The following is a 25,232-nucleotide window of genomic DNA, read 5'->3' on the forward strand; positions in this document are numbered from 1 at the left end:
CCCCACCCGCCCCTCCGCCGTTCCGGGCGCCCGTCACTCCGGGGCGGGGCCGCCGGGCAGCCGGACGGTGGCCAGGGCGCCCGGACCGCCGTCGGCGGCCGGCCCGAGCGTGACCTCGCCGCCCGCCTCCCGGACGCTCTGCGCGACGATCGACAGCCCGAGCCCGGAGCCCGGCAGCTGGCGGGAGGAGGGGGAGCGCCAGAACCGGTCGAAGACGTACTGGAGCTCGTCCGACGGGATGCCGGGGCCGTGGTCGCGGACGGTCAGCACGCCCTGCCGGAGCCGGACGTCGATGGTGCCGCCGGGCGGGCTGTACTTGACCGCGTTGTCCAGCAGGTTGATCACCGCCCGTTCCAGCCCGGCCGCGTCGCCGTGCACGTACCAGGGCTCGGTGGTGGTCTCGAAGACCAGCCCCGGGCCGCGCAGCTTGGCCCGCTCGACGGCCCGCCCGGCGAGCTCGTGCAGGGCGACGACGGTCGGCGCCGGGCCGCTCTTCGGGGTGTCCGGGCGGGAGAGCTGGAGCAGGTCGCCGATCAGCACGGTGAGTTCCTGCATCTGCGCCTTCATGTTGCCGAGCAGCTTGGTCTTGGTCGCGGCGGGCAGCGGGCGGCCGGTGTCGTCGCTGCGGATCAGCAGGTCGACGTTGGTGCGCAGGGAGGTCAGGGGGGTGCGGAGCTCGTGCCCGGCGTCGGCGATCAGCCGGGTCTGCCGCTCGCGGGAGTTGGCGAGCGCGGTGCTCATCGAGTTGAACGAGGTGGACAGCCGGGCGATCTCGTCGTCCCCGTGGACCGGGATGGTGGTGCCGACCTCCTCGGTCCGGGCGATGTGCTCGACCGCGTCGGTGAGCCGGTCGACGGGCTTGAGGGCGGAACGGGCGACGAGACGGCCGGCGATCGCGGCGAGGAGGATGCCCCCGGTGGCGACGGAGCCGAGGAGGATGGCGAGGCTCTGGAGGGAGTCCTCGATGGGCTGGGTGGAGGTGGCCACCATCAGCAGTGCCGGGCGTGCTCCGGCACGGGTCAAGGAGATCCGGACGACTGCCGGAGTGCCGTCGGTGAACCGGCCGTCGCGGATGATCGACTCGCCGTTCTTGAGCTTGAAGCCGGTCGTGTCGCCGGGTTGGACCACGATGGCCTTGGTCGCGCTCGGGGGCAGACAGACGCCGGCCGTGGCCACCACGTACTGGGTGTCCCGGGCCACCGCACCGCCGTTCTCGGGGGATTCGCTGGTCGGCTGCGCCGCCAGGGCCTGCTCCGGCGTCGGGTAGCAGAGGAGGGCGGGTACCCGGGGAGGGGGCGGCAGCGTGGCGTTGGCCAGATCCGTCCGCACCTGGTCGTAGAGCTGCTTCTCGACGATGAACCAGCACGCCAGCGCCGACAGCGCGATGGCCACCGCCACCGCCGCCGCGCTCAGGAAGGTGAGCCGGCTGCGCAGCGTGCGCGAGCGGTACCAGTGGACGACGCGCTGCCGGCGGCCCGGCCCGCGGGGCGAGGCCAGTGGCGGTGCCAGCGGCGGGGGCGGAATGTTGTTCACGCGCCCGCGCCGGCGGCCGGGCGCAGGGCGTAGCCGACGCCGCGGACGGTCTGGATCAGGCGGGGCATGCCGCCCTGCTCGGTCTTGCGGCGCAGGTACATCACGTAGACGTCCAGGGAGTTGGAGGACGGCTCGAAGTCGAATCCCCAGACCGCCTTGAGGATCTGTTCGCGGGTGAGGACCTGGCGGGGGTGGGCGAGGAACATCTCCAGCAGCATGAACTCGGTGCGGGTGAGCTCGATCGGCTTGCCGGCCCGGGTGACCTCGCGGGTGGCGGTGTTCATCCGCAGGTCGGCGAAGGCGAGCACCTCGCTCTCGTCCTCGGCGGCGGCGCGGGCGGCGGCCTCGGCGGCGAGGGCGTTGCGGCGCAGCAGGGCGCGGACGCGGGCGAGGAGTTCGTCGAGTTCGAAGGGCTTGGCGAGGTAGTCGTCGGCGCCGACGTCGAGGCCGGTGACCCGGTCGCCGACGGCGTCGCGGGCGGTGAGCATCAGCACCGGGACGGTGTCGCCGCGCGAGCGCATCCGGCGGACGGCGGTGAGGCCGTCCATCCGGGGCATCATGATGTCCAGCAGGACGAGGTCGGGCCGGTCGCGTTCGACGGACTCCAGGGCTTCGTAGCCGTCGGTGGCGGTGGCGACCTCGTACCCCTCGAAGGCGAGGCTGCTCTCCAGGGCGTCCCGGAGGGCGGGTTCGTCGTCGACCACGAGGAGCCGGGCGGAGGGGGGGCCGGCCTCGGCGGTGGTGCGGTCGTCGGCGGACGGGGTCATGGGCGGGTGCCCTTTCTCGTCGGGTTCTCGTCGGCTGGAGGGCCTGCTCGGAGCAATTGTCCGTCTCAGGGAGTGTGGCTCACAGGCTCTGGCCGGCTTCGAGCTTCGGCAGGACCTGCTTGACGTCGTTGATCGGGATGGCGAAGCCGAGGCCGACGCTGCCGGCCTCGCCGCCGCCGGAGGAGCCGGCGCCGCTGGGCGCGTACATCGCCGAGTTGATGGCGATGACGTGGCCGTTGGCGTTGATCAGCGGGCCGCCGGAGTTGCCGGGGTTGAGCGCGGCGTCGGTCTGGAAGGCCTTGTAGGTGGTGCTGTTGCCGTTGCCGTTGCCGTTGCCGTTGCCGTTGCCGGACTGCGGGGCGGCGCCGCGCAGTCCGGGCAGGAAGGGGAGGCCGAAGCCGCCGTTGCCGCTGGTGCTGCCCTCGTCGAGCTGGACGGTGACGTCGCGGTTCTCGGCGCTGATGATGCCGGAGGTGACGGTGCCGGTGAGGCCGTCGGGGTTGCCGATGGCGACGACCGGGTCGCCGATCTCCACGGCGGCGGAGTCGCCGAGGACGGCGGGGGTGAGGCTCTTCGCGCCGGTCGCGGTGATCACGGCGACGTCGAGGGACTTGTCGGTGCCGGTGACGGTGGCCTGGGCGGTGGAGCCGTCCTTGAAGGTGACGGTGATCCGGCCGCCGTCGGCCGCGGTGGCGATCACGTGGTAGTTGGTGAGGATCTGCCCGTCGGCGTTCAGGACGACGCCGGTGCCGGTGGCGGTGCCGTTGCCGGTCTTGACGGTGATCTGGACGGTGCTGGGCGAGACCGCGGCGGCGATGGCGGGCACGTTGGCGCTGCCGTCGGTGCGGGCGGAGACCGGGCTGGCGATGGCGCCGACGTGGGTGTCGGTGCTCTGCCGGTCGGCGGCGATCAGCCCGCCGGTGACCCCGCCGAGCACGGCGGCGACCGCGGCGACGGCGGTGACCAGGGCGAGCCGGCCGCGCAGCAGTCCGCGCCGGGCCCGGCTGCCGTGGTTGCCGGGGCCCCCGTGGGAGCCCGGGCCGGGGACGGTGGGCGGCTCGGGCGGGGTCGGCGGGATCGGCGGCGGTCCGTCGAAGCCGCCGCCGGAGTGGTCCTCGTGGTGGCCGTGCCCGGCCGGAGCGCCGCTGCCGGTGGCCGGGCCGCTGCCGAGCACGGTGCCCTCGATCACCCGGGGCTGGTGGGACCGGTAGGGGTCGTACCGCTCGTCGGTCCCGTGCGAAGCGTCGGTCTCGTACGAAGCGTCGGTCCCGTACGAAGCGTGGGTCTCGTACGAGCCGGGGGCCTCGTGGGCGCCGGGGGTCCCGTACGAGCCGTACCGCTCGTGGGGCTCGTTCGTGCCGTACTGCTCGTCGGGGTGCTGCTGCTGTCCGCTCATGTCGAACAAGCTCCGCCCGGCGCATGAGGAGTGCATGAGAACCGGCTCAGAAGGGGGAGAGAAGCCCGTTGGGTTCTCATAAAGCCTGGTCAGGCCGCCCGCCGAGCGGAATCGGTTACTCCGGTACGGATCGGACGGGGGAGTTGCCGCCGCAGCCGCAGGAGCGGCGGATGACCAGCCGGGACGGGAAGGTCCGGACCCGTTCGGTGTCGGAGCCGGGCACCATCAGCGAGTCGTCCAGCACCAGGTCCACCGCGGCCCGGGCCATCGCGTCGCGGTCGGAGGCGACGGTGGTCAGCGGCGGGTCGGCGAGGGCGGCCTCGGGCACGTCGTCGAAGCCGGCCACCGCGAGGTCCTCCGGGACCCGCAGGCCGACCTCGCGGGCGGCCCGCAGCACGCCGATCGCCTGGTCGTCGGTGGAGCAGAAGATCGCCCGCGGCCGGTCCGGCGAGCGCAGCAGGCCGAGCGCGACGTCGTAGGCGCCGTAGCGGTGGAAGGGCGCGTCGATCAGGTGCGGTTCGGTGGGGATGCCGTGCGCGTCCATGGCGCGCTGCCAGCCCTCGACGTGGTCGATGACCGGGTCGCCGGGGGCGGGGGACTCGACCGGGCCGCCGAAGCAGGCGACGTACGGGTGCCCGTGCACCTCCAGTAGGTGGCGCACGACGGCCTCGGCGCCGGCCACGTCGTCGGTGACCACCGCGACGTCGTCGATCGCCTCGGGGCGGCGGTGCAGCAGCACCACCTTGGCGCCCTCCATCGCGGCGAACTCCTCGGCGGCGCGCTGCGAGGGGCCCTGGCTGACCAGGATCAGACCGGAGACCCGCATCCCGAGGAAGGCGCGGACGTAGTGCACCTCGCGGTCGTCCACGTAGTCGGAGTTGCCGATCAGCACGAGCTTGCCGCGCTCGGAGGCGGCCCGTTCCACGGCGTGCGCCATCTCGGCGAAGAAGGGCTGGCGGGCGTCCGGGACGACCATGCCGATCAGGTTGGTGCGCCGGGAGGCCATCGCCTGGGCGACGCTGTTCGGCCGGTAGCCGAGCTGCTCGATCGCCGCGAGGACCTTCTCCCGGGTCGCGGGCGCGACCGGGCGCGGCCCGTTGTTGATGACGTAGCTGACGACCGCGGTCGAGGTTCCAGCCAGCCGGGCTACATCGTCGCGCGTCACTTTGGCCACGGGGGGAGTCTACGCGTGTGGCCTCCGGGGCGGCAGGGGGACCTGGGGCCTTGGCGCGACCGGCCCGTGGGCGGCTCCGGACGAACCGGACAAGCCGGGCGGGAGGTGCTCCGCCCGGCTTCGGCGTCACGCGTCCAGCGGGGCCGAGGGGCGCGGGGAGAGCTCCGGCCGTTCGCCCTTCTCGGGCTTCTCCGGGACGACGAAGCGGTAGCCGACGTTGCGCACGGTGCCGATCAGCTGCTCGTGCTCCACGCCGAGCTTGGCGCGCAGCCGCCGGACGTGCACGTCCACCGTCCGGGTGCCGCCGAAGTAGTCGTAGCCCCAGACCTCCTGGAGCAGCTGTGCCCGGGTGAAGACCCGGCCGGGGTGCTGGGCGAGGTACTTGAGCAGTTCGAACTCCTTGAAGGTGAGGTCGAGCGCGCGACCCCGGAGCTTGGCGGAGTAGGTGGCCTCGTCGACCGAGAGCTCACCGCTGCGGATCTCCGTCGGGAGGTCGTCGGCGGTGACCTGGAGGCGGCCCAGGGCGAGCCGCAGCCGGGCCTCGACCTCGGCCGGCCCGGCGGTGTCCAGGAGGACGTCGTCGATGCCCCACTCGGCGGTGACGGCGGCCAGGCCGCCCTCGGTGACCACCAGGATCAGCGGGCAGCCGATGCCGGTGGAGCGCAGCAGCTGGCAGAGGCTGCGGACCTGCGGCAGGTCGCGCCGGCCGTCGACCAGGATGACGTCCGCACTGGGCGTGTCCACCAGGGCCGCGCCCTCGGCGGGGGCCACCCGGACTTGGTGCAGCAGCAGGCCGAGGGCGGGCAGCACCTCGGCGGAGGGTTGCAGGGCATTGGTGAGGAGGAGGAGAGAACTCATACCCGGTGGTCCCCTTTCCGGGTCGTCGCGGTCGCTTGACGGCTGCCGCCACAGCCGGATGGCGCAGGTGCCGAGGGGGAGGCGAGGAGGACGGCTGCCCGCGGCGAACCGGGGGTGCGGACGGCGCGCACGGGGCGACGGCGGGCCCGCCGGGGGGCTCGCGACCCCTGGCGCGCCGTTCCTGCCCTGTTCATCACCGTGAACCCTCCGGTCTTTTCCGGTGCCGGGTGGCGGCCCGGTGCCGGGTGGCGACACCCCGGCGGCCGGGGCGCGTCGAGGTGCCGCGTCAGGCGGGGCGGTTCCTGCTGCGCGCCGGGGGTGGGCCGACGAATCGCAAGAACGTCCGTACTGGCGTCCTGGAAGCACAAAAGGACCCGGGGGCGACTCTGCCCGGATCCCTCATGGTGGTCGAGGATAGCCGACCGTGCCCCGGTGCCGGGAGTGCGGGAATCCGGCGGTTCGCACAATTCGGACTTGCGCCTGGTGAGGCTGGACACAGCGACGAGGACCGCCCCCCCGGGGCCCGCCGGTGGCGGTCCGGTGGGAGACCGGTGCACGCTCCGTGCCCGTCCGGCCAGGGCGATTGCCGCTCGTGGTGGCGGACACGCCATCATGGGACGCGCATCGTCGGCGCTGTTCCGGGTCCATCGTTCGGGTGGTCGGGCGGCCGCCGCCGCAGCGAGCCGGACCGGGGCACCGGGCCGGGCGAGGACGACGAGAAGGGGTGGCCCGATGGGCGCGACCACCGAGCCCGCGAGCGGCGCCCGGGTGCGCGGGACGATCCGCTACTGGGCGGCGGCGAAGTCCGAGGCCGGGCTGGCCGAGGAGCCGTACGAGGCGGCGACCCTGGCACAGGCGCTGGCGGCGGCCAGGGAGCGGCACGCCGACCGGCCGAAGCTCGTCCAGTTGCTCGGGCACTGCTCGTACCTGGTCGACGGTGCTCAGGTGGGGGGCCGCGACCACGCGTCCGTCGCCCTGACCGAGGGCGGGACGGTCGAGGTCCTCCCGCCGTTCGCGGGAGGCTGAGCGGCGTGACGGACATGAACAACCCGAACCGGCCGGACCACGGCGGCTACGGCGAGTGGCCGCAGCAGCCCCAGGCGCCGCAGCAGTACCAGCAGCATCAACAGCAGTACCCGCCGCAGCAGCAGTACCTGCCGCACCAGCACCAGCACCAGCAGCAGCACTTCCCGCCGCAGCAGCCCGGCCACCAGCCGCCGTACGGCTACCCGGTGGACGACGCGGCGGCGACCGCGGTGCTGCCGCCGGTGCCCGCCTTCGACGATCCGGCCGCGACCACCGTGCTGCCGCCGGTTCCGGCGGCGGGCGACGCCGAGGCGACGGCGCTGCTGCCGCCCGTGCCGCCGCTGGACGACGCCGAGGCCACCGCCCTGCTGCCGCCGGTGGTGGTGTCCGGTGCGATGCCGGCCGCGCCGCAGCCGCCCCGGCAGCCGCAGCACCGGTACCAGCAGCCGGTGCAGCCCCAGCCGGACCCGACGATGCAGCTCCGGCAGCCGCCGCAGCCGCAGCCACCGCAGCAGCCGCGGGCCCGGCACGCGGCCCCGGCGCCGCAGCCCGCCCCCGTGCGGCAGCCGGCGGAGGCCTTCGACCCGCCGACCATGACCCTGAAGCGCCCGGTCGCCCCCGGCCCGCTGGGCGCCCCCGCCGCACCGCCGTACGGGGCCGTTCCGCCCCGGCCCGTCCCGTCGCGGGCCGCGCCGCCCGCGGGCCCGCGCGGCCGGACCGGCTCGCCGATCATCGACCCGGGCCTCCAGCCGGCCCTGATCACCGCCGGTGCGGCCGCGCTGCTGGCCGGTGGCGCCGCCCTCGGGCAGGTCGCGCTGGCCCTGGTGGTCGCGCTGCTCCAGCTGCTGACGGCGGCCGGCTGGTTCCGGCTGAACGGCATGTGGCCGGCCCGACAGGGCATCCTGCTCGCCGCGCTGGCCGGGCTCACCGCGGACGCGGCGGTGCTGCTGGCGGATTCCGACGGCGGCGTGGCGGCGGTGGTGGGCACCCTGGGCGGGTTCTTCCTGCTCGTCCTGGTGCTGCAGACGTTCCGTCCCTCCGACCCGAAGGAGCGGTTCTACGCGCTGACCGTGCTCGGCTCGGCCACCGTGGTGACGGCGCTGTGCACCACCCTGCTGCTGGCCGACTGGGTGCCGGCCGGGGTCGGCGCGGTGGCGCTGGCCACCCTGCTGGCGGCGGCGCCGCTGCCCGGTCCGAAGCAGCTGGGCCCGGTGCTGGGCCTGGCCGCGGCGGTGGCGCTGGGCCTGCTGGTCGGGGCGCCGGTGGCGCTGGGCGCGCTGGCGGGGCTGGGCGCGCTGGTCGGCCGGCGGGTCGCCGCGTACGACTTCCCGTCCCGCTTCGTGCACATGACGGCGGGCGTGGCGCTGCCGCTGGCCGTGGCCGCGCCGTTGATCTGGCTCGCCACCGGCCTGCTCGCCTGATCCCGACGCCGACGCCGACGCCGTTCCCGTAGTCCGGGCCGGTCGGGCCGGTCGGGCCGCGGTCCCGCCCCGGAACCATGTTCCGGGGCGGGACGTCGTACGGTCGTGCGGGAGCGGGCGCGTCCGGCGTCCGCCGCGCAGCGGCGAACGATCCACTGCGAACGGCCCATCGCGGACGATCGGGAACGACCGGCGACCGGCGACGACGGGAGACACGATGCGCGGATGGCTGAAGGCCACGATCAGCCTGGCGGTGCTCTGCGGCCTGCTGGTGGGCGCCGACCGGATCGCCGTCGGCGTGGCCGAGGACGAGGCCGCCGACCGGATCGTGAAGAGCGGTCGGATGAGCCAGCGCCCGGACGTCTCGATCGAGGGCTTCCCGTTCCTCACCCAGGTGCTGTCGATGAAGCTGGACGACGTCCGGATCTCCTCCGACGGCCTGACCGTCGGCGACGGCAGCCACCAGGTGGCGCTGCACTCGTTCAAGGCCAGGCTCTCCGGGGTCAAGGTCAGCGACAGCATGAACAGCGCCACGGTGGCCGGCGGCACCGGCAGCGGGGTGATCTCCTACCCGGACCTCGCGCAGTTGCTGCCGCCCGCCTCGCAGCTGCTGCACGGGACCAAGCTCCCGGTGGGCGGAAACTCCCGGCTGACCCTGGCCTACGCCGGGCCGGGCAAGGTCAAGGCCTCGCTGGGGCCGCTCGCGATCGGCGAGGGCAACGTGCGCAACAAGGGGAACACCGTCATGGTGGACGGCTTCCGGCTGAGCTCGCTGGTGGGGGCGGTGGCCGGCCTCAGCGGTCAGCAGATCGAGCCGATGAGCTTCACCCTGGACTCGCTGCCGGCCGGGCTGAAGCTGGCCGACGAGGAGGGCGGGAGCGGCGGCGTGACACCACTGCCGGAGGGCCTCCAGCTGACCTTCGACGGCAAGGACGTCAAGCTGCTGGGCTGATCCGCGCCCGTCGGCACCTCGCCGACGGGTCTGCCGAATCGTTCCGCTCCGCGAGACGCGCTGTCCAGCACGCACCGTGGAGCGGTGCCGTTTCCGCCCCGGGGGCACCTCCGGAGGGTCCGCGGCCGGGCCCCGGGAGGCCGGGTCGCGGCCGAATCCCAGCATCCGGTCGTTTCGATCCCAGTATTCGATACGCTGATGACAGCGGGCCTCCGGTGTCCCTAGCATCGTCGGCATGAAGCGACAGACGGACCTCACGAAGCGGCGGGCGGTAGACCTGTGCCGCGTGGCCGCCTGTCTGTGTCGAATGCGCTGACTCGGCATCCCGGCAGGGCCGTTGGCGCCCGCCGCCGATCTTCCCGGCAACCGCGCCCGGCTCTGTGAGCGGGTCGTCGCCGATGTACCCCGCAGTTCCCGGCCCGGTCGCCGGTCCATCCTCCTCGTCCCATCATTCGGACAGGATTTCGGACCGCACCCGCCCGGGCGCCCCTTCAGCACCTCCCTGAGCAGCACCTTCCGCACAACCGCCCTCGGATGGAGAACACCACCATGAGCCGCAGCGACGTCCTGGTCGACGCCGACTGGGTCCAGGCCCACCTGGACGACCCGAAGGTCGTCATCGTCGAGGTCGACGAGGACACCTCCGCGTACGAGAAGAACCACATCCGCAACGCCGTCCGGATCGACTGGAAGCAGGACCTGCAGGACCCGGTCCGCCGCGACTTCATCGACCAGGCCGGCTTCGAGGCGCTGCTCAGTGCCAAGGGCATCGCCAACGACGACACCGTCGTCCTGTACGGCGGCAACAACAACTGGTTCGCCTCGTACGCCTACTGGTACTTCAAGCTGTACGGCCACGGTGACGTCCGCCTGCTGGACGGCGGCCGCAAGAAGTGGGAGCTGGACTCCCGCGACCTGGTCGTCGAGGTGCCGGCCCGCGCCGCCACCGAGTACGAGGCGCAGGCCGCCGACTCCTCGATCCGCGCCTTCCGTGACGACGTGATCGCCGCGATCGGCGACCTGAACCTGGTCGACGTCCGCTCGCCCGACGAGTTCTCCGGCAAGCTGCTCGCCCCGGCCCACCTCCCGCAGGAGCAGTCGCAGCGCCCCGGCCACGTGCCGAGCGCCCGCAACATCCCGTGGGCCAAGAACGCGAACGACGACGGCACCTTCAAGAGCGACGACGAGCTCAAGGCGCTGTACGAGGCCGAGGGCATCGACCTGGCGAAGGACACCATCGCCTACTGCCGCATCGGCGAGCGCTCCGCGCTCACCTGGTTCGTGCTGCACGAGCTGCTCGGCCAGGAGAACGTCAAGAACTACGACGGTTCGTGGACCGAGTACGGCAGCCTGGTCGGCGTGCCGATCGAGCTCGGCAGCAACTGAGCCCCCGGCTCGACCCGTAAGTCAGAAGGGAAGACAGACATGTGCGGTGCGAAGGCCGGCGGCCCGGACCTGGCAGGAGTTGACGTGGCGAACGAGACGATCATCCAGGGTTCGGTGACCCGAGACGGTGAGCCGGTCAACGGCTACGTCCGGCTGCTGGACGAGAACAACGAGTTCACGGCGGAGGTGCCCACCTCGGCGACCGGCCAGTTCCGGTTCTTCGCCCGCCCGGGCAAGTGGACCCTGCGCGCGCTGGTGCCGGGCCAGACCGTGGACCGTCAGGTGGTGGCCTCCCAGGGCACCGCCGTCGAGGTCGCGATCGCGGTCTGACCGGGACCGGCCGGATCGAGGAGCAGTAGGAGCCGGAGCGGATCCGGTTCCGGCCGAGGGCCCCTGCCGTGCGGGGGCCCTCGGCCGTACCGTGGAGGGGTGCAGGCAAGGCGGCGGCGTCGCTACTACTTCGCCATGATGGGCGTGTGCCTGGGCCTGTTCGTCATGGCCTGGGGCGTGGTGCGGTTCTTCTCGGTCGGCGCGGCGATCGGCATGTGCGTGGTCGCGATGGTGATCCCGCCCGCCGCCGCGGTGTTCGCCAACAAGCGGGACCCGGACGACGACTGGTGGGACGACCCGCGCTGGGACGACCCGAAGTGGGACGAGCCCGGCCACGACCGGGACCGCCCCGACCACGAGGAGCGCCCGTAGGCGCCAGTGCGTGTCAGTGCACGAGGTGCGCGTCAGTACACGAGCGCCTGGACGCCGTCCGCCATGATCTCGCTGACGAAGACCTGGGCGCCCGCGATCCGGACGCCTTCGACGGTGTCCTTCTGCTCGATCCCGCGCCGGACCGCGCACTGGGTGCACAGCGTCACCGAGCCGGCCGCCAGGATCGACTCCAGCAGGTCCGGCAGCGGCGCCGCGTGCGGCAGTTCGAACTCCGCCGCCCGGCCCGGCAGCGCGAACCAGGAGGACTCCCCGGTCAGCCAGAGCGAGACCTCGATCCCGCTGGCGACGGCCACCGCCGCCACCGTGAACGCCTGCGAGCACCGCTCCGGCGCGTCCGCCCCTGCGGTGACCTTGATGACCAGTTTCTTCGACATGGCGCCACCATAGAGCGCCCGTCGCCCCGCCCGTCCGGCATCCCGGGAACCCTTGGGCAAAGCTTGGGCAGCCCGGGGGAGGACGGCGCGAACGGCGACGTGGTGGGGCTCACCGCGAGCGCCCGGAGCCCGCCGGATAGAGTGAGCGGAGCAAAATCCACCACACTGTCGCCGCCTGGGAGCCCCCCGTGTCCGGTCTGGAAATCTTCTTCGACGGTCTGCTGGCCCTCATGGCCGTGCTGATCACCTGGTTCGCCATCTTCTCGGTGATGAAGCTGTACCAGGGCCAGCGCTGAGCCTGCCGTACGGTTGAGGCAGTCCCACACCGACGACGACAGCGACCAGGAACATGATCGAGATCCCCTCTGACCTCCACAAGGACGTCGTCCCGCTCGCCTTCCTCCTCGGCACCTGGGAAGGCGCGGGCGTCTACGCCCCGCTACCGGGTGAAGGGGGCCCCGGCGCGGAGAAGTGCAACTTCGGCCAGGAGATCGTGATCCGGCACGACGGCCGCCCCTTCCTGGAGTTCCGCTCCCGCACCTGGGTGCTGGACAACGAGGGCGAGAAGGTCCGTCCGCTGGAGAACGAGCACGCGTTCTGGCGGATCACCAGCAACCACGACGGCACCAGCGGTGTCCGGGGGATCGAGATCTCCTCCGTCCGCGACGACGGCACGGTCGAGATCTGGTACGGCGAGCTGGCCGACGGCAAGCCGCAGGTCGACGTCTCCACCGACGCGGTGGCCCGGATCGAGGGCTCGCCGGAGTACTCGGGCGGCAAGCGGCTGTACGGCTTCGTCAACGGCGAGCTGCTCTGGGTCGGCGAGAAGGCCGCCCCGAACGTTCCGCTGCGCCCGTACATGTCCGCGCAGCTGAAGAAGGTGCTCAGCCCGGCCCAGCTGATCAAGGACATCAACGACCTGCCGGACGACGGCATCGCCTTCTTCAAGTAGACGGTCGGGCGACCGGACTTTCCGTGCACGAGGTAGGGGCCGGCCATGGGGCCGGTCCCTACACTTGCATCAGGACCCCCGACCTTGGCAGGGACAGCACCGTGGCGGACACCGGCACCACCGACTGGCAGCTCTCCGGCGACTGGAAGAGCGACCTGCGCGAGCGCGGCTACCGCCTCACCCCGCAGCGGCAGCTCGTGCTGGAGGCCGTCGACGAACTCGACCACGCCACCCCCGACGACATCCTCTGCCACGTCCGCCGGACGGCCAGCGGTGTCAACATCTCCACCGTCTACCGGACCCTGGAGCTGCTGGAGGAGCTCGGCCTGGTCTCGCACGCCCACCTCGGCCACGGCGCCCCGACCTACCACGTGGCCGGCCGCCACCACCACCTGCACCTGGTCTGCCGGGACTGCGAGCAGGTCACCGAGACCGGCACCGAGATAGCCCAACCGCTGATCGACCGCCTGCGCGAGCGGCACGGCTTCGACACCGACCTCAAGCACTTCGCCATCTTCGGCCGCTGCGCCGACTGCACCGCCAAGCTCGCCGGGGAGCAGCCGTAAGCTGGCCGGTATGACCGGTGTGAAGAGCCCGCTGCTTTCCCTGCCCGGAGCCGTCCCCGCCGAGGGGGCCGACGAGGGAGTCGCCGCCCACTACGGCGACATCTTCCGGGAGCAACGCAACCTGTCCCGGGGCACCGGCTTCGTCGACCTCTCGCACCGCGGCGTGGTCACCGTGACCGGCCCGGACCGGCTCTCCTGGCTGCACCTGCTGCTCACCCAGCACGTCGGCGAGCTGCCGCCGCAGCAGGCCACCGAGGCGCTGGTGCTCTCCGCGAACGGGCACGTCGAGCACGCCCTCTACCTGGTGGACGACGGTGCCACCACCTGGGCGCACGTCGAGCCGGGCACCCAGGAGGCGCTGGTCGCCTACCTGGAGAGCATGAAGTTCTTCTACCGGGTGGAGGTCGCCGACGCGACCGCCGAGTACGCCGTGGTCCACCTGCCGGCCGGTTCCACCGGGTCGGTCGAGGGCGCCGCCGCGGTCCGCGAACTCCCGTACGGGCGCGACCTGTTCGTGCCGCGCGGTGACCTGGAGCGGCTCACCGCCGGATGCGGTCCGGCGGCCGGGATCTGGGCGTACGAGGCGCTGCGGATCGAGGGCCACCGGCCCCGGCTGGGCTTCGAGACCGACCACCGGACCATCCCGCACGAGGTGGACTGGCTGCGCACCGCCGTCCACCTCCAGAAGGGCTGCTACCGCGGCCAGGAGACCGTCGCCCGGGTGCACAACCTGGGCCGCCCGCCGCGCCGGCTGGTCTTCCTGCACCTGGACGGCACCGAGGAGACGCTGCCCCCGCACGGCACCGAGGTGCGGCTGGCGGCCGAGCCGGACGGGCGGGCGCTGGGCTTCGTGACCTCCTCGGCCCGGCACCACGAGCTGGGGCCGATCGCGCTGGCGATCGTCAAGCGGAACGTCCCGGTGGACGCGGTGCTGCTGGCCGGGACGGTGCCGGGCACCCAGGACGTGATCGTCCCGCAGTAGCGGCCCGCGGTCTCAGACCTCGACGAGGACGGTGAACGGGCCGTCGTTCACCAGCGCCACTCGCATGTCGGCGCCGAACCGGCCCGTCTCCACCTCGGCGCCCAGCGCCCGCAGCCCGGCCACCACCTCGTCCACCAGCGGCTCGGCGACCGGGCCGGGGGCGGCGGCGTTCCAGGTGGGGCGGCGGCCCTTGCGGGCGTCTCCGTAGAGGGTGAACTGGCTGATCACCAGCAGCGGGGCGCCGAGGTCCGAGCAGGACTGCTCGACGCCCTCCTCGTTCGCGGGCAGCAGCCGCAGGGTCCAGAGCTTGCGGGCCAGCTGGGCGGCCTTGGCCGGGGTGTCGTCGTGGGTGACGCCGACCAGGACGCAGAGCCCGGGCCCCTCGATCGCGCCGACGGTCTCACCGGCCACGGTCACCCGGGCCTCGGTCACTCGCTGCACCACTGCTCGCATGCCCGCCATTGTGCCGGAGCGCCGTACGGCCCCCGGAGGGCCCCCGGCGCCGTGCCGTGGCCTTTCCGCGCCCGCCCCGGTGGCCTTCACGGCGCACACCAGGGGCGCGCACACGGGTGGTGCACGCCGTGGTGTGCGCGCCTGCGCGGAAGTGGGCGCCACTCTTGCTGCGAAAAGGCCCGGTCATATCAGCCACCCCCGTTCGCCAGGGGGCCGTTTGGGTGCACGGGCGGTGCGCGTGCGCCGGGAGGGGTGGCACGCTGGTGGATCGTACGAAGGGTCCGGGGCGCCAGGAGGTCCGCCGCACCGGACCGGGGTCCGGCCGGGCGGCCGGACCGAAGGGCCGGGCGTTCCGGCGGTGCCGCCCCGGTGGGCGGTCGTGGCCGGGCCGGAACCTCCGGGGCTCCCGGACGGACCGGTGGACGCGGGGCCCGTCGGGGGACGGGACGGACCGGCGGCAGCGACGGGGTGCCGCGAGCGGGCGGGATCGGACGACGTCAGGTGGTTGGGTGATGGACGCGAGCAGCGCGGCGCGGGACCGGTCCGGGCCGGTGGTGCAGGCCCTCGACGGTCCGTACGGTCCGTACGGCCGGGCGCCGGGTGCGCAGGACGAGCCCGACCTGGAACGGCTGGGCCTGGACCAGCTGCGGGTGCTGCGCCGGGAGACCCTGGAGCAGGAGGCCGACCTGTCCTACCTGCGGCGGCTGCTGCACGGGCGGATGGACATCCTGCGCGCCGAACTCGACCGGCGGCCCGGCGTGGACCCGGTCCGAACGTCCGGCCCCTCCGGCCCGGCCCCCGGCGACCTGCTGGACCGGCTGCCGGCCATCCTGACCGACGCGCCCTCCAGCGTGCGGCGCTCGGTCCGGCACGTCACCGTCGGCCCCCCGCGCACCGAGGAGTCCCGGCTGGAGGCGGACGCGCTGATGGGCGACGTCCAGCTCGCCGACCTGGCGGCGCACCCGGCCGAGGAGCTGCTGGCCGCCCTGGAGCGGCTGCGGGCGCACGAGCGCGAGGTGTCCGGGCGGCGCCGGCGGCTGCTGCGCACGGCCGACGGTTGCAGCGCCGAGATCACCCGCAGGTACCGTGATGGGGAAGCACGGGTCGACGACCTGCTCGCAGGGGGGCCGCTCTGACCGGGTGAGTCACCGCGGGCGGTGGGCCCGGCTCTCTCCCGGCCCCACCCTCGCCCCCGGAAGGCTCATCCGCCATGTCCCTGCCCGTCACCGCGCCCGTTCTCGCCGAGGTCGTGCGCTCCGGTTTCGTCGAGGGCCGCCACCGCGGCTCCCTGGTGCTGCTCGCGGCCGACGGCTCGGTCGAGTTCGCGCTCGGCGATCCGGACGCGCCGGTCTTCCCCCGGTCGACGGCCAAGCCGTTCCAGGCGGTGGCCACGCTGCGGGCCGGGCTGGTGATCGAGGGCGAGCTGCTGGCACTGGCGGCCTCCAGCCACTCCGCAGAATCGTTCCACCTGGACGGTGTGCGGACCATCCTGGGCTCCGCCGGGCTCGACGAGTCGGCCCTGCGCACCCCGGCCGACCTCCCGCTGGACGAGACCGAGGCGGAGCTGCGGCTCGCCTCCGGCGGCGGCCGCGCGCCGATCCTGATGGACTGCTCCGGCAAGCACGCCGGCTGGCTGGCCGCCTGCGTGGCCAACGGCTGGGACACCGCGAGCTACCTCGACCCGGCCCACCCGATCCAGCGGCTGGCCCACGAGGCCCTGGAGGAGGGCACCGGCGAGGCGGCCGCGCACGCCGGGACGGACGGCTGCGGCGCGCCGCTGCTGGCCGTCACGCTGACCGGCCTGGCCCGCGGCTACCGGGGCCTGGTACTGGCCGCCGAGGGCACCGAGCGGCGCCGGGTGGCCGACGCGATGCGGGCCCACCCCGAGTACGTGGCCGGCACCCGCCGGGCCGACACCTGGCTGATGCGGGCGGTGCCGGGCGCGCTGTCCAAGATGGGAGCCGAGGCCGTCCAGGTGGTGGCGCTGCCGGACGGGCGGGCGCTGGCCTTCAAGATCGAGGACGGCTCCGAGCGGGCCCGCGGCCCGGTGCTGGCGGCCGCGCTGCGCCGGCTCGGGGTGACCGGGGCGGACGAGACCCTCGCGCGGATCGGCGCGGCCCCGCTGCTCGGCGGTGGCGCCCCGGTCGGCGAGGTGCGGGCGGCGTTCTAGGGCCCGCCTCGAGCCGGCCTCGAGCCGGCCCGGAGTCCGGGGTCCGTCCGCCGGGGTCCGTCCGCCGGGGTGCGGGCGGAGCCGGGCCGGTGCACGGTGGACCGGGGGCCGCACAGCGGAGGGAGTCCGCCATGACCGACCACGTGTACCGGGTGACCGAGATCGTCGGGTCCTCGACCGAGAGCGTCGACGCCGCGATCCGCAACGGGGTGGAGCGGGCCTCCCGGACGCTGCGCAACCTCGACTGGTTCGAGGTCTCGCAGGTCCGGGGCCACCTGGAGGACGGCCGGATCAAGCACTACCAGGTGTGCATCAAGGTCGGCTTCCGGCTGGAGGAGTGACCCGGCCCGGCGTTCCGGCGGTCCCGCCCCCGGACACGACAGGGGCCGGGGCCCGCGGACGAATCCGCGAACCCCGGCCCGGGCTGTCCCGACCTACCTCGAACTGCCCTGATCGAACGAGATCGGAACGACGGCTCAGTGGCCGCCCTGCTCCGCCAGTCGCTTGATCGAAGCGGTGACCTCGGCCTCGGCCTCGGCGCGGCCGACCCAGTTGGCGCCCTCGACGGACTTGCCCGGCTCCAGGTCCTTGTAGACCTCGAAGAAGTGCTGGATCTCCAGGCGGTCGAACTCCGACACGTGGTGGATGTCGCGCAGGTGCTCCCAGCGCGGGTCCGTCGCCGGGACGCAGAGCAGCTTGTCGTCGCCGCCGGCCTCGTCGGTCATCTGGAACATGCCGATGGCGCGGCACTTGATCAGGCAGCCCGGGAAGGTCGGCTCGTCCAGGATGACCAGGGCGTCCAGCGGGTCGCCGTCCTCGCCGAGCGTGCCCTCGACGTAGCCGTAGTCGGCCGGGTAACGGGTCGAGGTGAAGAGCATCCGGTCGAGCCGCAGACGGCCGGTCTCGTGGTCGACCTCGTACTTGTTGCGAGAGCCCTTAGGGATTTCGATAAGGACGTCGAATTCCAACGGTTCCTCCAAGGTAGGGACTGACAGAATCCAAGTGTCTCCTACGGGAGTGAGTGCTGGGGAAAGGGGCCTGTCGGTGGGAGCAGGGGGCGGGGTGGCGCGTCGCCGCGCGGGGACGGCGACGGGGACGGCCGCGGGATTGTTCGGGGCGGCCCTCCTGGTCGTCAGCACGGTCCTGACCGCGGGCGGAGCGTACGGGCAGCCGTCCCCCACCGCGGGTGGGCACACCGCGGGGCACGGCGAGGGGCACGGCGAGGACGGCAACCACGACGGGCAGGGCGGCCACGACGGGCGCAGGGGCGACCACGGGAAGGGCGACGCCGGGCCCCGGTCGAGCGCCGGCCCGGGCGCCGCACCCTCCCGCCGGGGCGCGCCCGCCGCGGCCGCCGCGTCCCCCGCCGCCTCCGCACCCGGCGGCAGCGGCTCGCCGGTCGCACGCCCGGCCCTCGCACCGGGCGCCGTCCTGGCGGCCGTCGACGGCGGCCCGGACGCGGCCCTCCCCACCGCGCAGGGCCTCCAGCAGGCGCTCGCCGCCGCCCTGGCCGACAGGAGCCTCGGCGAGGTCACCGTCGCCGTCGCGGACGCCGCCTCCGGCCGGCTCCTGTACGGCTCCGGGGAGAACACCCCGGCGACCCCCGCCTCCACCACCAAGCTGGCCACCTCGGTCGCGGCGCTGTCCCTCATACCGGGCGACACCCGGCTGACCACCCGGGTGGTCCGGGGCACGGACCCGGGCACGATCACCCTGGTCGGCGGCGGCGACCCGACGCTCACCGCACTGCCGGCCGACCAGGTGCGGATCGGCGGTCGGCCGGCCGACGCGGACACCGCCCCGGCCTCCCTGGACGCCCTCGCCGAGCGGACCGCCGTCGCCCTCAAGAACCTCGGCACCACCGCGGTGCGGCTGGACTACGACCTGTCGATGTACAGCGGCGGCCCGCAGCACAGGAACCACGACGGTCAGAACATCGCCCTGGTGCAGCCGCTGATGGTGGACGAGGGCAAGGTGGACCCGAGGAGCCGGGAGGACGCGCCGGACCGGGTCGCCGACCCGGCGGCGGCCGCCGCCGACGCCTTCGCCGCGCTGCTCGGCGACCGCGGCATCACCGTGACGGGCGGACCCGGGCCCGCCGCCGCGCCCGCTCCCGCTCCGGCCGCCCCCGGCACGGTCCTCCTCGGCAGCGTCGACTCGCCGACCGTCGCCCGCCTGGTCGAACGCCTGCTGACCACCTCCGACAACCAGCTCGCCGAGGCGATCGCCCGTCAGGTCGCCCTCGCCTCCCACCAGCCGGCGAGCTTCGAGGGGGCGGCCGCCGCCGTCACCCAGGAGCTCACCCGGCTCGGCGTGCCGACGGACAACGTGGTCCTCAACGACGGCAGCGGCCTGCACCCGGGCAACGCGGTACCGCCCGCCGTCCTGGTCCGGATCCTCGCCCTGGCCGACGCCGCGCAGCAGCCCGCCCTGCGCCCGGTGCTCACCGGCCTCCCGGTCGCCGGTTTCACCGGCACCCTCGACAGGCGCTACGGCTCCGGTTCCGGCTCCGCCGACGCGGCCGGTCTGATCCGCGCCAAGACCGGCACCCTCAGCGGCGTCAACACCCTCGCGGGCACCGTCGTCGACGCCGACGGCCGCCTCCTCGCCTTCGCCGTCATGACCCGCACCGGCGCCCCCGCCGACGCCGCCCGCGCCGCCATGGACCGCCTCGCCGCCCGCCTGGCCACCTGCGGCTGCCGCTGACCGTGCCCTGCCCCGCCACCGCACCCGTCCTCCGGTTGCCCCGCACGCCGCGCGTCCGCGCGGGCGGGGCCCCGCCCGGCCCGTCCCAGGCCCTCGGCGCGGTCCTCCGGGCCGGTCCCGCGGGGCCCGGCCGTCGGCGGGGGAGAGGTGTTCGCGGCGGGTGGCTGCCGTTGGTGGTGGGGAGCACGTACGGTGAGGGCATGACGAGCGCGAGTGGCGGTGCTGACATGGTCGACTGGAACCTCGCGGTCGCAACCGCGACCAGGTTGGTGCGGCCGGGGCCGGAAGTGAGCCGGGAGGAAGCGGCGGCGGTGGTCGCCGAGCTGCGCCGGCACGCCCTGGCGGCGGAGGAGCACGTGCGGGCGTTCACCGGCATGCACTCGTCGAGCCTGTCCCAGGCCGCGGCGACGCCGGTGCTGGTGGTGGACCGCCCCGGGTGGGTGCGGGCCAACGTGGCGGGTTTCCGGACGGTCGTCCAGCCGCTGGTGGAGAAGCTCCAGGCCCGGCGGGCGAGCAGCGCCACGGCCGGGGTGTTCGGCGCGGTGGGGGAGAAGGCCACCGGGATCGAGGTCGGGGCGCTGCTGGCGTTCCTGGCCACCAAGGTGCTGGGCCAGTACGAGACCTTCGCGCCCGCTGAGCCCCCGCTGGAGGCGCCGGACAGCCCGGCCGCGCTGTTCGACAAGCCCCGGCTGGGACCGGACGGCCCCGGGCCGGGCCGGCTGCTGCTGGTGGCGCCGAACATCGTGCACGTCGAGCGGGAGCTGGACGTCGACCCGTCCGACTTCCGGCTCTGGGTCTGCCTGCACGAGGAGACGCACCGGACGCAGTTCACCGCGGTGCCGTGGCTGCGCGACCACATCCAGTCCGAGGTGCAGTCCTTCCTCGCCGAGACGGACGTCGACCCGGGTGCCCTGCTGGAGCGGTTGCGGGGCGCGGCGGGCGCCTTCGGCGGTCTGCCGGGCGGCGGTCGGGAGAGCGCCTCCTCCGGGAACCTGCTGGAGATCGTCCAGTCGCCCGCGCAGCGCGAGATCCTCGGTCGGCTGACGGCCGTGATGTCGCTGCTGGAGGGCCACGCGGACGTGGTGATGGACGGCGTCGGGCCGGCCGTGGTGCCGACGGTCGCCGAGATCCGGGAGAAGTTCCAGCAGCGCCGGGACCGCGGCGCCAACCGGCTGGACCTGCTGCTGCGCCGGCTGCTCGGCATGGACGCCAAGCTGCGCCAGTACCAGGACGGCGCGGTGTTCGTGCGCGGGGTGGTGGACCGGGTCGGCATGGAGGGGTTCAACCGGGTGTGGACCTCCCCGAACACCCTGCCGACCAAGGACGAGATCCACGACCCGGCCGCCTGGGTGGCCCGGGTGGCCCGCTGACCGCGCGCCCGGGGCGCGGGCGCGCCGTGAGCCCGGCCGGCGAGCGGCGCGCGCCCGTCGAGGCCGCTCGTACGGGTGGTCCAATCAGCCGGACGACGAGTGAAGAAGCGTTTCTTCATTCACCCGAACGTGGGACGGTGCTCGTACCGGGGGCGCGGGTGGCTTAGCGGGTGGCCACTATCTGCCACCATCTGTGAGCGCCCGGTAACAGGGCGCTCATGCGGGTGCGCGGTCCCCGCCGCGTCCGCCGCACGTCCTGTCCCCCCTCCGCCGAGGAGTCGTCCGCCGTGGGCCCTCACCCCGCCGTCGCCGCGATACGCCTGGCCGTTCGCCGTACCCTCACCGACCTCGCCGCCGAGGCCGGTTCCACCTTCACCGCACCCGTGCGCCAGCCGCGGGAGTACCGGCCCCGGGAGCGCCCGGCCGGGGCGCCGCTGGTGGGTGCCGCGGTCGGCACCACCCTGATCGGCAACGCCGCGCGGCACCCCTCCGGGCTGCCCCGCACGCCGGCCGCGCCCGGCTCGCCGCTGGTCCTGGTCGCCGTAAGCGGCGGCGCGGACTCGATGGCGCTGGCCATCGCCGCCGCCTTCGAGGCCCCCAAGATCGGCCTGCGGGTCGGTGCCGTCACCGTCGACCACGGCCTCCAGGACGGCTCCGCCGAGCGCGCCGCCCAGGTGGCCGACCGGCTGCGCTCGCTCGGCCTCGACCCGGTGGAGGCGGTCCCGGTGGAGGTCGGCAGCACCGGCGGCCCGGAGGCCGCCGCCCGGGACGCCCGCTACGCCGCCCTGGACGAGGCCGCCGACCGCCACGGCGCGGTCGCGGTGCTGCTCGGCCACACCCGGGACGACCAGGCCGAGACGGTGCTGCTGGGCCTGGCCCGCGGCTCCGGAGCCCGCTCGCTGGCCGGAATGCCGGCCCAGAAGGGCCGCTACCGCCGCCCGCTGCTGGAGCTGGACCGGGCGGCCACCCGGCAGGCCTGCACCGCCCAGTCGATCCCGGTCTGGGACGACCCGCACAACTGTGATCCCGCCTACACCCGCTCCCGGGTCCGCCACGAGGTGCTGCCGGTGCTGGAGAAGCACCTGGGCGGCGGCGTGGTCGAGGCGCTGGCCCGCACCGCCCGGCTGTTCCGGGACGACGCCGACGCCCTCGACCAGTGGGCCTCGCTGGCCGAACGCGACCTCCGGACGGGCGACGGCGCCCTGGACGTCGTGAAACTGGCCGAACTGCCGCCCGCCGTGCGCCGCCGGGTGCTGCGCCGGGCCGCGCTGCGGGCCGGATGTCCGGCCGGTGACCTCTTCGCGCGGCACCTGGAGACGATCGACCTGTTGGTCACCGGATGGCGCGGACAGGGCCCGCTGCACCTACCCGGGGGCGTCGAGGCCACCCGCAGGTGTGGCACGCTGGTCTTTCGGCGGCAGGGTGACTGACGGGCGAGGCATGCCCCGGGGCAGCCGGCCGCCGGCCACACATACCCCGAACGTTTGAGGACGTATCCCCGGTGGACCAGAACGACATGGGCGCTGACCTCGCGAAGGTGCTCATCAGCAAGGACGAGATCGACGCCAAGCTCCTCGAGCTGGCCGAGCGCATCGACCGGGACTACGCAGGCAAGGACCTGCTGATCGTCGGCGTCCTCAAGGGGGCCGTGATGGTCATGGCCGACCTCGCCCGGACCCTGCACTCGCAGGTCACCATGGACTGGATGGCCGTCTCCTCGTACGGCATGGGCACCAAGTCCTCCGGTGTGGTGCGGATCCTGAAGGACCTGGACACCGACATCGCCGGCCGTGACGTCCTGATCGTCGAGGACATCATCGACTCCGGTCTGACGCTGTCCTGGCTGCTGGGCAACCTGGGCTCGCGGGGCCCGGCGTCGCTGGAGGTCTGCGCCCTGCTCCGCAAGCCGGACGCGGCCAAGGTCGAGATCGACGTGAAGTACGTCGGTTTCGACATCCCCAACGAGTTCGTGGTCGGCTACGGCCTGGACTACGCGGAGAAGCTGCGCAACCTGCCCTTCATCGGCACCCTCGCGCCGCACGTCTACGGCGGCTGAGGTCCGTTCGGGCTACGGGCGGGAACAGTAGGCGGTTCCCGCCCGTTGGACCCCCGGGGACAAAGAACCACAGCCGTCTCGCCGTGCTCCCGCCATGGGTGGGTGCGACTGCGGTACGGTCCAATAAACCGCTCTTCACATGAGCACCAACCGGATTGCGCCGCGGCCCAACAGCCCCCCGGCGCCGTTGAGTGGCAGGAGGGACGGGGCGGCAACGCCCCGCATGGATGGACGTCAAGCGATACTTCCGTGCGCCGATCATGTGGATCGTGCTGGCCGTCCTCGCCGTCATCGTGCTGATGCAGGTCGTTTCGGACTCGAACGGCTACAAGACGGTGGACACCGGTCAGGTGGTCGCGGCGATCGACGCGCACAACGTCAAGTCGGCGCAGATCACCACCGGTGACTCGAACACCATCAAGATCCAGCTCAAGGACGGCGCCACGCTGCCCAGCTCCGGCACGGGCAAGGCCCCGTCCGGAACCAAGTTCCAAGCCTCGTACATCGGCGACCAGGGCGTCGCCATCGCGGACAAGCTCCAGGCCCAGGTCAACGACAAGGACCAGAGCACGCTCGCCGAGGGCTACACCGTCAGCCCGGAGAAGCAGAGCACCTTCGTCAGCCTGCTGCTGTCGATGCTCCCGATCGTGATCATCGTCCTGGTCTTCCTGTTCCTGATGAACCAGATGCAGGGCGGCGGCTCCCGGGTCATGCAGTTCGGCAAGTCCAAGGCCAAGCTGCTCACCAAGGACACCCCGAAGACCACCTTCGCCGACGTCGCCGGCGCGGACGAGGCGGTCGAGGAGCTCCACGAGATCAAGGAGTTCCTCCAGGAGCCGGCCAAGTTCCAGGCCGTCGGCGCCAAGATCCCCAAGGGCGTGCTGCTCTACGGCCCGCCCGGTACCGGCAAGACCCTGCTGGCGCGAGCCGTCGCGGGTGAGGCCGGGGTGCCGTTCTACTCGATCTCCGGCTCGGACTTCGTCGAGATGTTCGTCGGTGTCGGCGCCAGCCGCGTCCGCGACCTCTTCGAGCAGGCCAAGGCGAACGCCCCGGCGATCGTCTTCGTCGACGAGATCGACGCCGTCGGCCGGCACCGCGGCGCGGGCCTCGGCGGCGGCCACGACGAGCGCGAGCAGACCCTCAACCAGCTGCTGGTCGAGATGGACGGCTTCGACGTCAAGGGCGGCGTGATCCTGATCGCCGCGACCAACCGCCCCGACATCCTGGACCCGGCGCTGCTGCGCCCGGGCCGCTTCGACCGCCAGATCGCGGTGGAGCGCCCCGACCTCCAGGGCCGGCTGGACATCCTCAAGGTGCACCAGAAGGGCAAGCCGATCGCGCCCGACGTCGACCTGTCGGCCGTCGCCAAGCGCACCCCCGGCTTCACCGGTGCCGATCTGTCGAACGTCCTGAACGAGGCGGCGCTGCTGACCGCCCGCTCGGACAAGAAGCTGATCGACAACAACATCCTGGACGAGGCGATCGACCGCGTCGTGGCGGGTCCGCAGAAGCGCACGCGGATCATGTCCGACAGGGAGAAGAAGATCACCGCGTACCACGAGGGCGGCCACGCCCTGGTCGCGGCGGCCTGCCAGTACAGCGACCCGGTGCACAAGATCACCATCCTGTCCCGCGGCCGGGCCCTCGGCTACACCATGGTGCTGCCGGACGAGGACAAGTACTCCACCACCCGCAACGAGATGCTCGACCAGCTCGCCTACATGATGGGCGGGCGCGCGGCGGAGGAGCTGGTCTTCCACGACCCGACCACCGGTGCCTCGAACGACATCGAGAAGGCCACCGCGACGGCCCGGGCCATGGTCACCCAGTACGGCATGACCGAGCGCCTCGGTGCGATCAAGTTCGGCAGCGACAACTCGGAGCCGTTCCTGGGCCGCGAGATGGGCCACCAGCGCGACTACTCGGAAGAGGTCGCCGGGCTGGTGGACGAGGAGGTCAAGAAGCTCATCGACACGGCGCACAACGAGGCCTGGGAGATCCTGGTCGAGAACCGCGACGTGCTCGACAACCTGGTCCTGGAGCTCCTGGAGAAGGAGACCCTGAACAAGGAGCAGATCGCCGAGGTCTTCTCGACGATCGTCAAGCGCCCGACCCGGCCGGCCTGGACGGGCTCCTCCCGCCGCACGCCGTCCACCCGGCCGCCGGTGCAGTCCCCGAAGGAGCTGGCGCTCACCAACGGCGCCGCCGCCGCCGTGGACAGTGCTCCGGTGGACATCGTGAAGCTCCCGCAGCGGCCCGCGACCGAGCCGCCGACCGAGGGCTGACCCCCCGCCTCCGCAGGGAATGGATGCCGCGTCACCAGGGTTTGTACCCTGGAGGCGCGGCATCCGTGCTGTTCAGCCAGAG

26 protein-coding genes are annotated in these 25,232 nt (G+C 73.5%); 18 read left to right on the top strand and 8 right to left on the bottom strand.

Features of this window, described 5'->3' with window-relative positions; translation table 11 throughout:
- Window positions 1-33 precede the first annotated feature (33 nt).
- The 5 genes from ACFRAR_RS30090 to ACFRAR_RS30110 form a co-directional block, all read right to left on the bottom strand.
- The gene (locus tag ACFRAR_RS30090; RefSeq protein WP_380701874.1) at window positions 34-1,533 is read right to left on the bottom strand and encodes a sensor histidine kinase; all 1,500 of its coding nucleotides are present in this window, start codon (window positions 1,531-1,533) and stop codon (window positions 34-36) included.
- Entirely contained in the window at window positions 1,530-2,300 is a 771-nt protein-coding gene (locus ACFRAR_RS30095) for a response regulator transcription factor (protein WP_380701876.1), read from the bottom strand. The genes ACFRAR_RS30090 and ACFRAR_RS30095 overlap by 4 nt, the downstream gene beginning before the upstream one ends.
- A 79-nt stretch (window positions 2,301-2,379) precedes the next feature.
- Window positions 2,380-3,696, bottom strand: a complete 1,317-nt coding sequence (locus ACFRAR_RS30100) for a S1C family serine protease (protein ID WP_380701878.1) — start codon at window positions 3,694-3,696, stop codon at window positions 2,380-2,382.
- A 115-nt stretch (window positions 3,697-3,811) separates the two neighbouring features.
- A complete protein-coding gene (locus ACFRAR_RS30105; RefSeq protein ID WP_380701880.1) occupies window positions 3,812-4,870 on the bottom strand; it encodes a LacI family DNA-binding transcriptional regulator in 1,059 nt (352 codons plus the stop codon).
- A gap of 126 nt (window positions 4,871-4,996) precedes the next feature.
- The gene (locus tag ACFRAR_RS30110; protein WP_380701882.1) at window positions 4,997-5,728 is read right to left on the bottom strand and encodes a response regulator transcription factor; all 732 of its coding nucleotides are present in this window, start codon (window positions 5,726-5,728) and stop codon (window positions 4,997-4,999) included.
- A gap of 732 nt (window positions 5,729-6,460) precedes the next feature.
- Between ACFRAR_RS30110 and ACFRAR_RS30115 the strand changes: the two genes are divergently transcribed.
- The 7 genes from ACFRAR_RS30115 (at window position 6,461) to ACFRAR_RS30145 (ending at window position 11,215) form a co-directional block, all read left to right on the top strand.
- Window positions 6,461-6,754 (top strand): MoaD/ThiS family protein, encoded by a 294-nt coding sequence (locus ACFRAR_RS30115; protein ID WP_380701884.1) that lies wholly within the window; start codon window positions 6,461-6,463, stop codon window positions 6,752-6,754.
- Window positions 6,755-6,759: 5 nt separating this feature from the next.
- Window positions 6,760-8,175, top strand: a complete 1,416-nt coding sequence (locus ACFRAR_RS30120) for a hypothetical protein (protein WP_380701886.1) — start codon at window positions 6,760-6,762, stop codon at window positions 8,173-8,175.
- A 217-nt stretch (window positions 8,176-8,392) separates the two neighbouring features.
- Window positions 8,393-9,127, top strand: coding sequence for a DUF2993 domain-containing protein (locus ACFRAR_RS30125; protein ID WP_380701888.1), 735 nt, complete (start codon window positions 8,393-8,395; stop codon window positions 9,125-9,127).
- A 235-nt stretch (window positions 9,128-9,362) separates the two neighbouring features.
- Window positions 9,363-9,443 (top strand): Ms5788A family Cys-rich leader peptide, encoded by an 81-nt coding sequence (locus ACFRAR_RS30130; RefSeq protein ID WP_350517234.1) that lies wholly within the window; start codon window positions 9,363-9,365, stop codon window positions 9,441-9,443.
- A gap of 233 nt (window positions 9,444-9,676) precedes the next feature.
- The gene (locus ACFRAR_RS30135; RefSeq protein ID WP_380701890.1) at window positions 9,677-10,513 is read left to right on the top strand and encodes a sulfurtransferase; all 837 of its coding nucleotides are present in this window, start codon (window positions 9,677-9,679) and stop codon (window positions 10,511-10,513) included.
- Between the two features lie 39 nt (window positions 10,514-10,552).
- A complete protein-coding gene (locus ACFRAR_RS30140; protein WP_030288989.1) occupies window positions 10,553-10,843 on the top strand; it encodes a DUF1416 domain-containing protein in 291 nt (96 codons plus the stop codon).
- A gap of 99 nt (window positions 10,844-10,942) precedes the next feature.
- A complete protein-coding gene (locus tag ACFRAR_RS30145; RefSeq protein ID WP_380662297.1) occupies window positions 10,943-11,215 on the top strand; it encodes a DUF3099 domain-containing protein in 273 nt (90 codons plus the stop codon).
- Between the two features lie 32 nt (window positions 11,216-11,247).
- Here ACFRAR_RS30145 and ACFRAR_RS30150 read toward each other — a convergent pair whose 3' ends face one another.
- Window positions 11,248-11,610: a DsrE family protein gene (locus ACFRAR_RS30150; protein ID WP_380701892.1), complete on the bottom strand. Its 363-nt coding sequence runs from the start codon at window positions 11,608-11,610 to the stop codon at window positions 11,248-11,250.
- A 349-nt stretch (window positions 11,611-11,959) separates the two neighbouring features.
- Between ACFRAR_RS30150 and ACFRAR_RS30155 the strand changes: the two genes are divergently transcribed.
- From ACFRAR_RS30155 to ACFRAR_RS30165, 3 genes are all read left to right on the top strand, one after another.
- Entirely contained in the window at window positions 11,960-12,562 is a 603-nt protein-coding gene (locus ACFRAR_RS30155; protein ID WP_380701894.1) for an FABP family protein, read from the top strand.
- 101 nt (window positions 12,563-12,663) lie between these two features.
- Window positions 12,664-13,128, top strand: a complete 465-nt coding sequence (locus tag ACFRAR_RS30160; protein ID WP_380701896.1) for a Fur family transcriptional regulator — start codon at window positions 12,664-12,666, stop codon at window positions 13,126-13,128.
- Window positions 13,129-13,147: 19 nt separating this feature from the next.
- The gene (locus ACFRAR_RS30165; RefSeq protein WP_380701928.1) at window positions 13,148-14,110 is read left to right on the top strand and encodes a YgfZ/GcvT domain-containing protein; all 963 of its coding nucleotides are present in this window, start codon (window positions 13,148-13,150) and stop codon (window positions 14,108-14,110) included.
- A gap of 12 nt (window positions 14,111-14,122) precedes the next feature.
- Here ACFRAR_RS30165 and dtd read toward each other — a convergent pair whose 3' ends face one another.
- Window positions 14,123-14,563, bottom strand: a complete 441-nt coding sequence (gene dtd / locus ACFRAR_RS30170) for a D-aminoacyl-tRNA deacylase (RefSeq protein WP_380701898.1) — start codon at window positions 14,561-14,563, stop codon at window positions 14,123-14,125.
- A gap of 512 nt (window positions 14,564-15,075) precedes the next feature.
- Here dtd and ACFRAR_RS30175 point away from each other — a divergent pair.
- The 3 genes from ACFRAR_RS30175 to ACFRAR_RS30185 all read left to right on the top strand — a co-directional run bounded on the left by ACFRAR_RS30175 (window position 15,076) and on the right by ACFRAR_RS30185 (window position 17,074).
- Window positions 15,076-15,699 carry an ABC transporter substrate-binding protein gene (locus ACFRAR_RS30175; RefSeq protein WP_380701900.1) on the top strand — a complete coding sequence of 208 codons (624 nt, stop codon included), beginning with the start codon at window positions 15,076-15,078 and terminating at the stop codon, window positions 15,697-15,699.
- A 74-nt stretch (window positions 15,700-15,773) separates the two neighbouring features.
- Window positions 15,774-16,733: an asparaginase gene (locus tag ACFRAR_RS30180; RefSeq protein ID WP_380701902.1), complete on the top strand. Its 960-nt coding sequence runs from the start codon at window positions 15,774-15,776 to the stop codon at window positions 16,731-16,733.
- 131 nt (window positions 16,734-16,864) lie between these two features.
- Window positions 16,865-17,074 carry a dodecin gene (locus tag ACFRAR_RS30185; protein WP_380701904.1) on the top strand — a complete coding sequence of 70 codons (210 nt, stop codon included), beginning with the start codon at window positions 16,865-16,867 and terminating at the stop codon, window positions 17,072-17,074.
- A gap of 135 nt (window positions 17,075-17,209) precedes the next feature.
- On the opposite strand, the gene ACFRAR_RS30190 is transcribed toward ACFRAR_RS30185, so the two are convergent.
- On the bottom strand, window positions 17,210-17,701 hold the full coding sequence (locus ACFRAR_RS30190; protein ID WP_030244505.1) for an inorganic diphosphatase: 492 nt from the start codon (window positions 17,699-17,701) through the stop codon (window positions 17,210-17,212).
- Window positions 17,702-17,795: 94 nt separating this feature from the next.
- On the opposite strand from ACFRAR_RS30190, the gene dacB reads away from it, so the two are divergent.
- From dacB to ftsH, 5 genes are all read left to right on the top strand, one after another.
- Window positions 17,796-19,439, top strand: coding sequence for a D-alanyl-D-alanine carboxypeptidase/D-alanyl-D-alanine-endopeptidase (gene dacB / locus ACFRAR_RS30195; protein WP_380701906.1), 1,644 nt, complete (start codon window positions 17,796-17,798; stop codon window positions 19,437-19,439).
- A 200-nt stretch (window positions 19,440-19,639) separates the two neighbouring features.
- Window positions 19,640-20,809 carry a zinc-dependent metalloprotease gene (locus ACFRAR_RS30200; RefSeq protein WP_380701908.1) on the top strand — a complete coding sequence of 390 codons (1,170 nt, stop codon included), beginning with the start codon at window positions 19,640-19,642 and terminating at the stop codon, window positions 20,807-20,809.
- A 287-nt stretch (window positions 20,810-21,096) separates the two neighbouring features.
- Window positions 21,097-22,239, top strand: coding sequence for a tRNA lysidine(34) synthetase TilS (tilS, locus tag ACFRAR_RS30205; protein WP_380701910.1), 1,143 nt, complete (start codon window positions 21,097-21,099; stop codon window positions 22,237-22,239).
- Window positions 22,240-22,310: 71 nt separating this feature from the next.
- Window positions 22,311-22,865 (top strand): hypoxanthine phosphoribosyltransferase, encoded by a 555-nt coding sequence (gene hpt, locus ACFRAR_RS30210; protein WP_049654051.1) that lies wholly within the window; start codon window positions 22,311-22,313, stop codon window positions 22,863-22,865.
- A gap of 227 nt (window positions 22,866-23,092) precedes the next feature.
- A complete protein-coding gene (gene ftsH, locus ACFRAR_RS30215; protein WP_380701912.1) occupies window positions 23,093-25,150 on the top strand; it encodes an ATP-dependent zinc metalloprotease FtsH in 2,058 nt (685 codons plus the stop codon).
- The last annotated feature ends 82 nt before the right edge of the window (window positions 25,151-25,232 follow it).

The organism is Kitasatospora sp. NPDC056651 (assembly GCF_042792155.1).
Lineage (GTDB): Bacteria > Actinomycetota > Actinomycetes > Streptomycetales > Streptomycetaceae > Kitasatospora.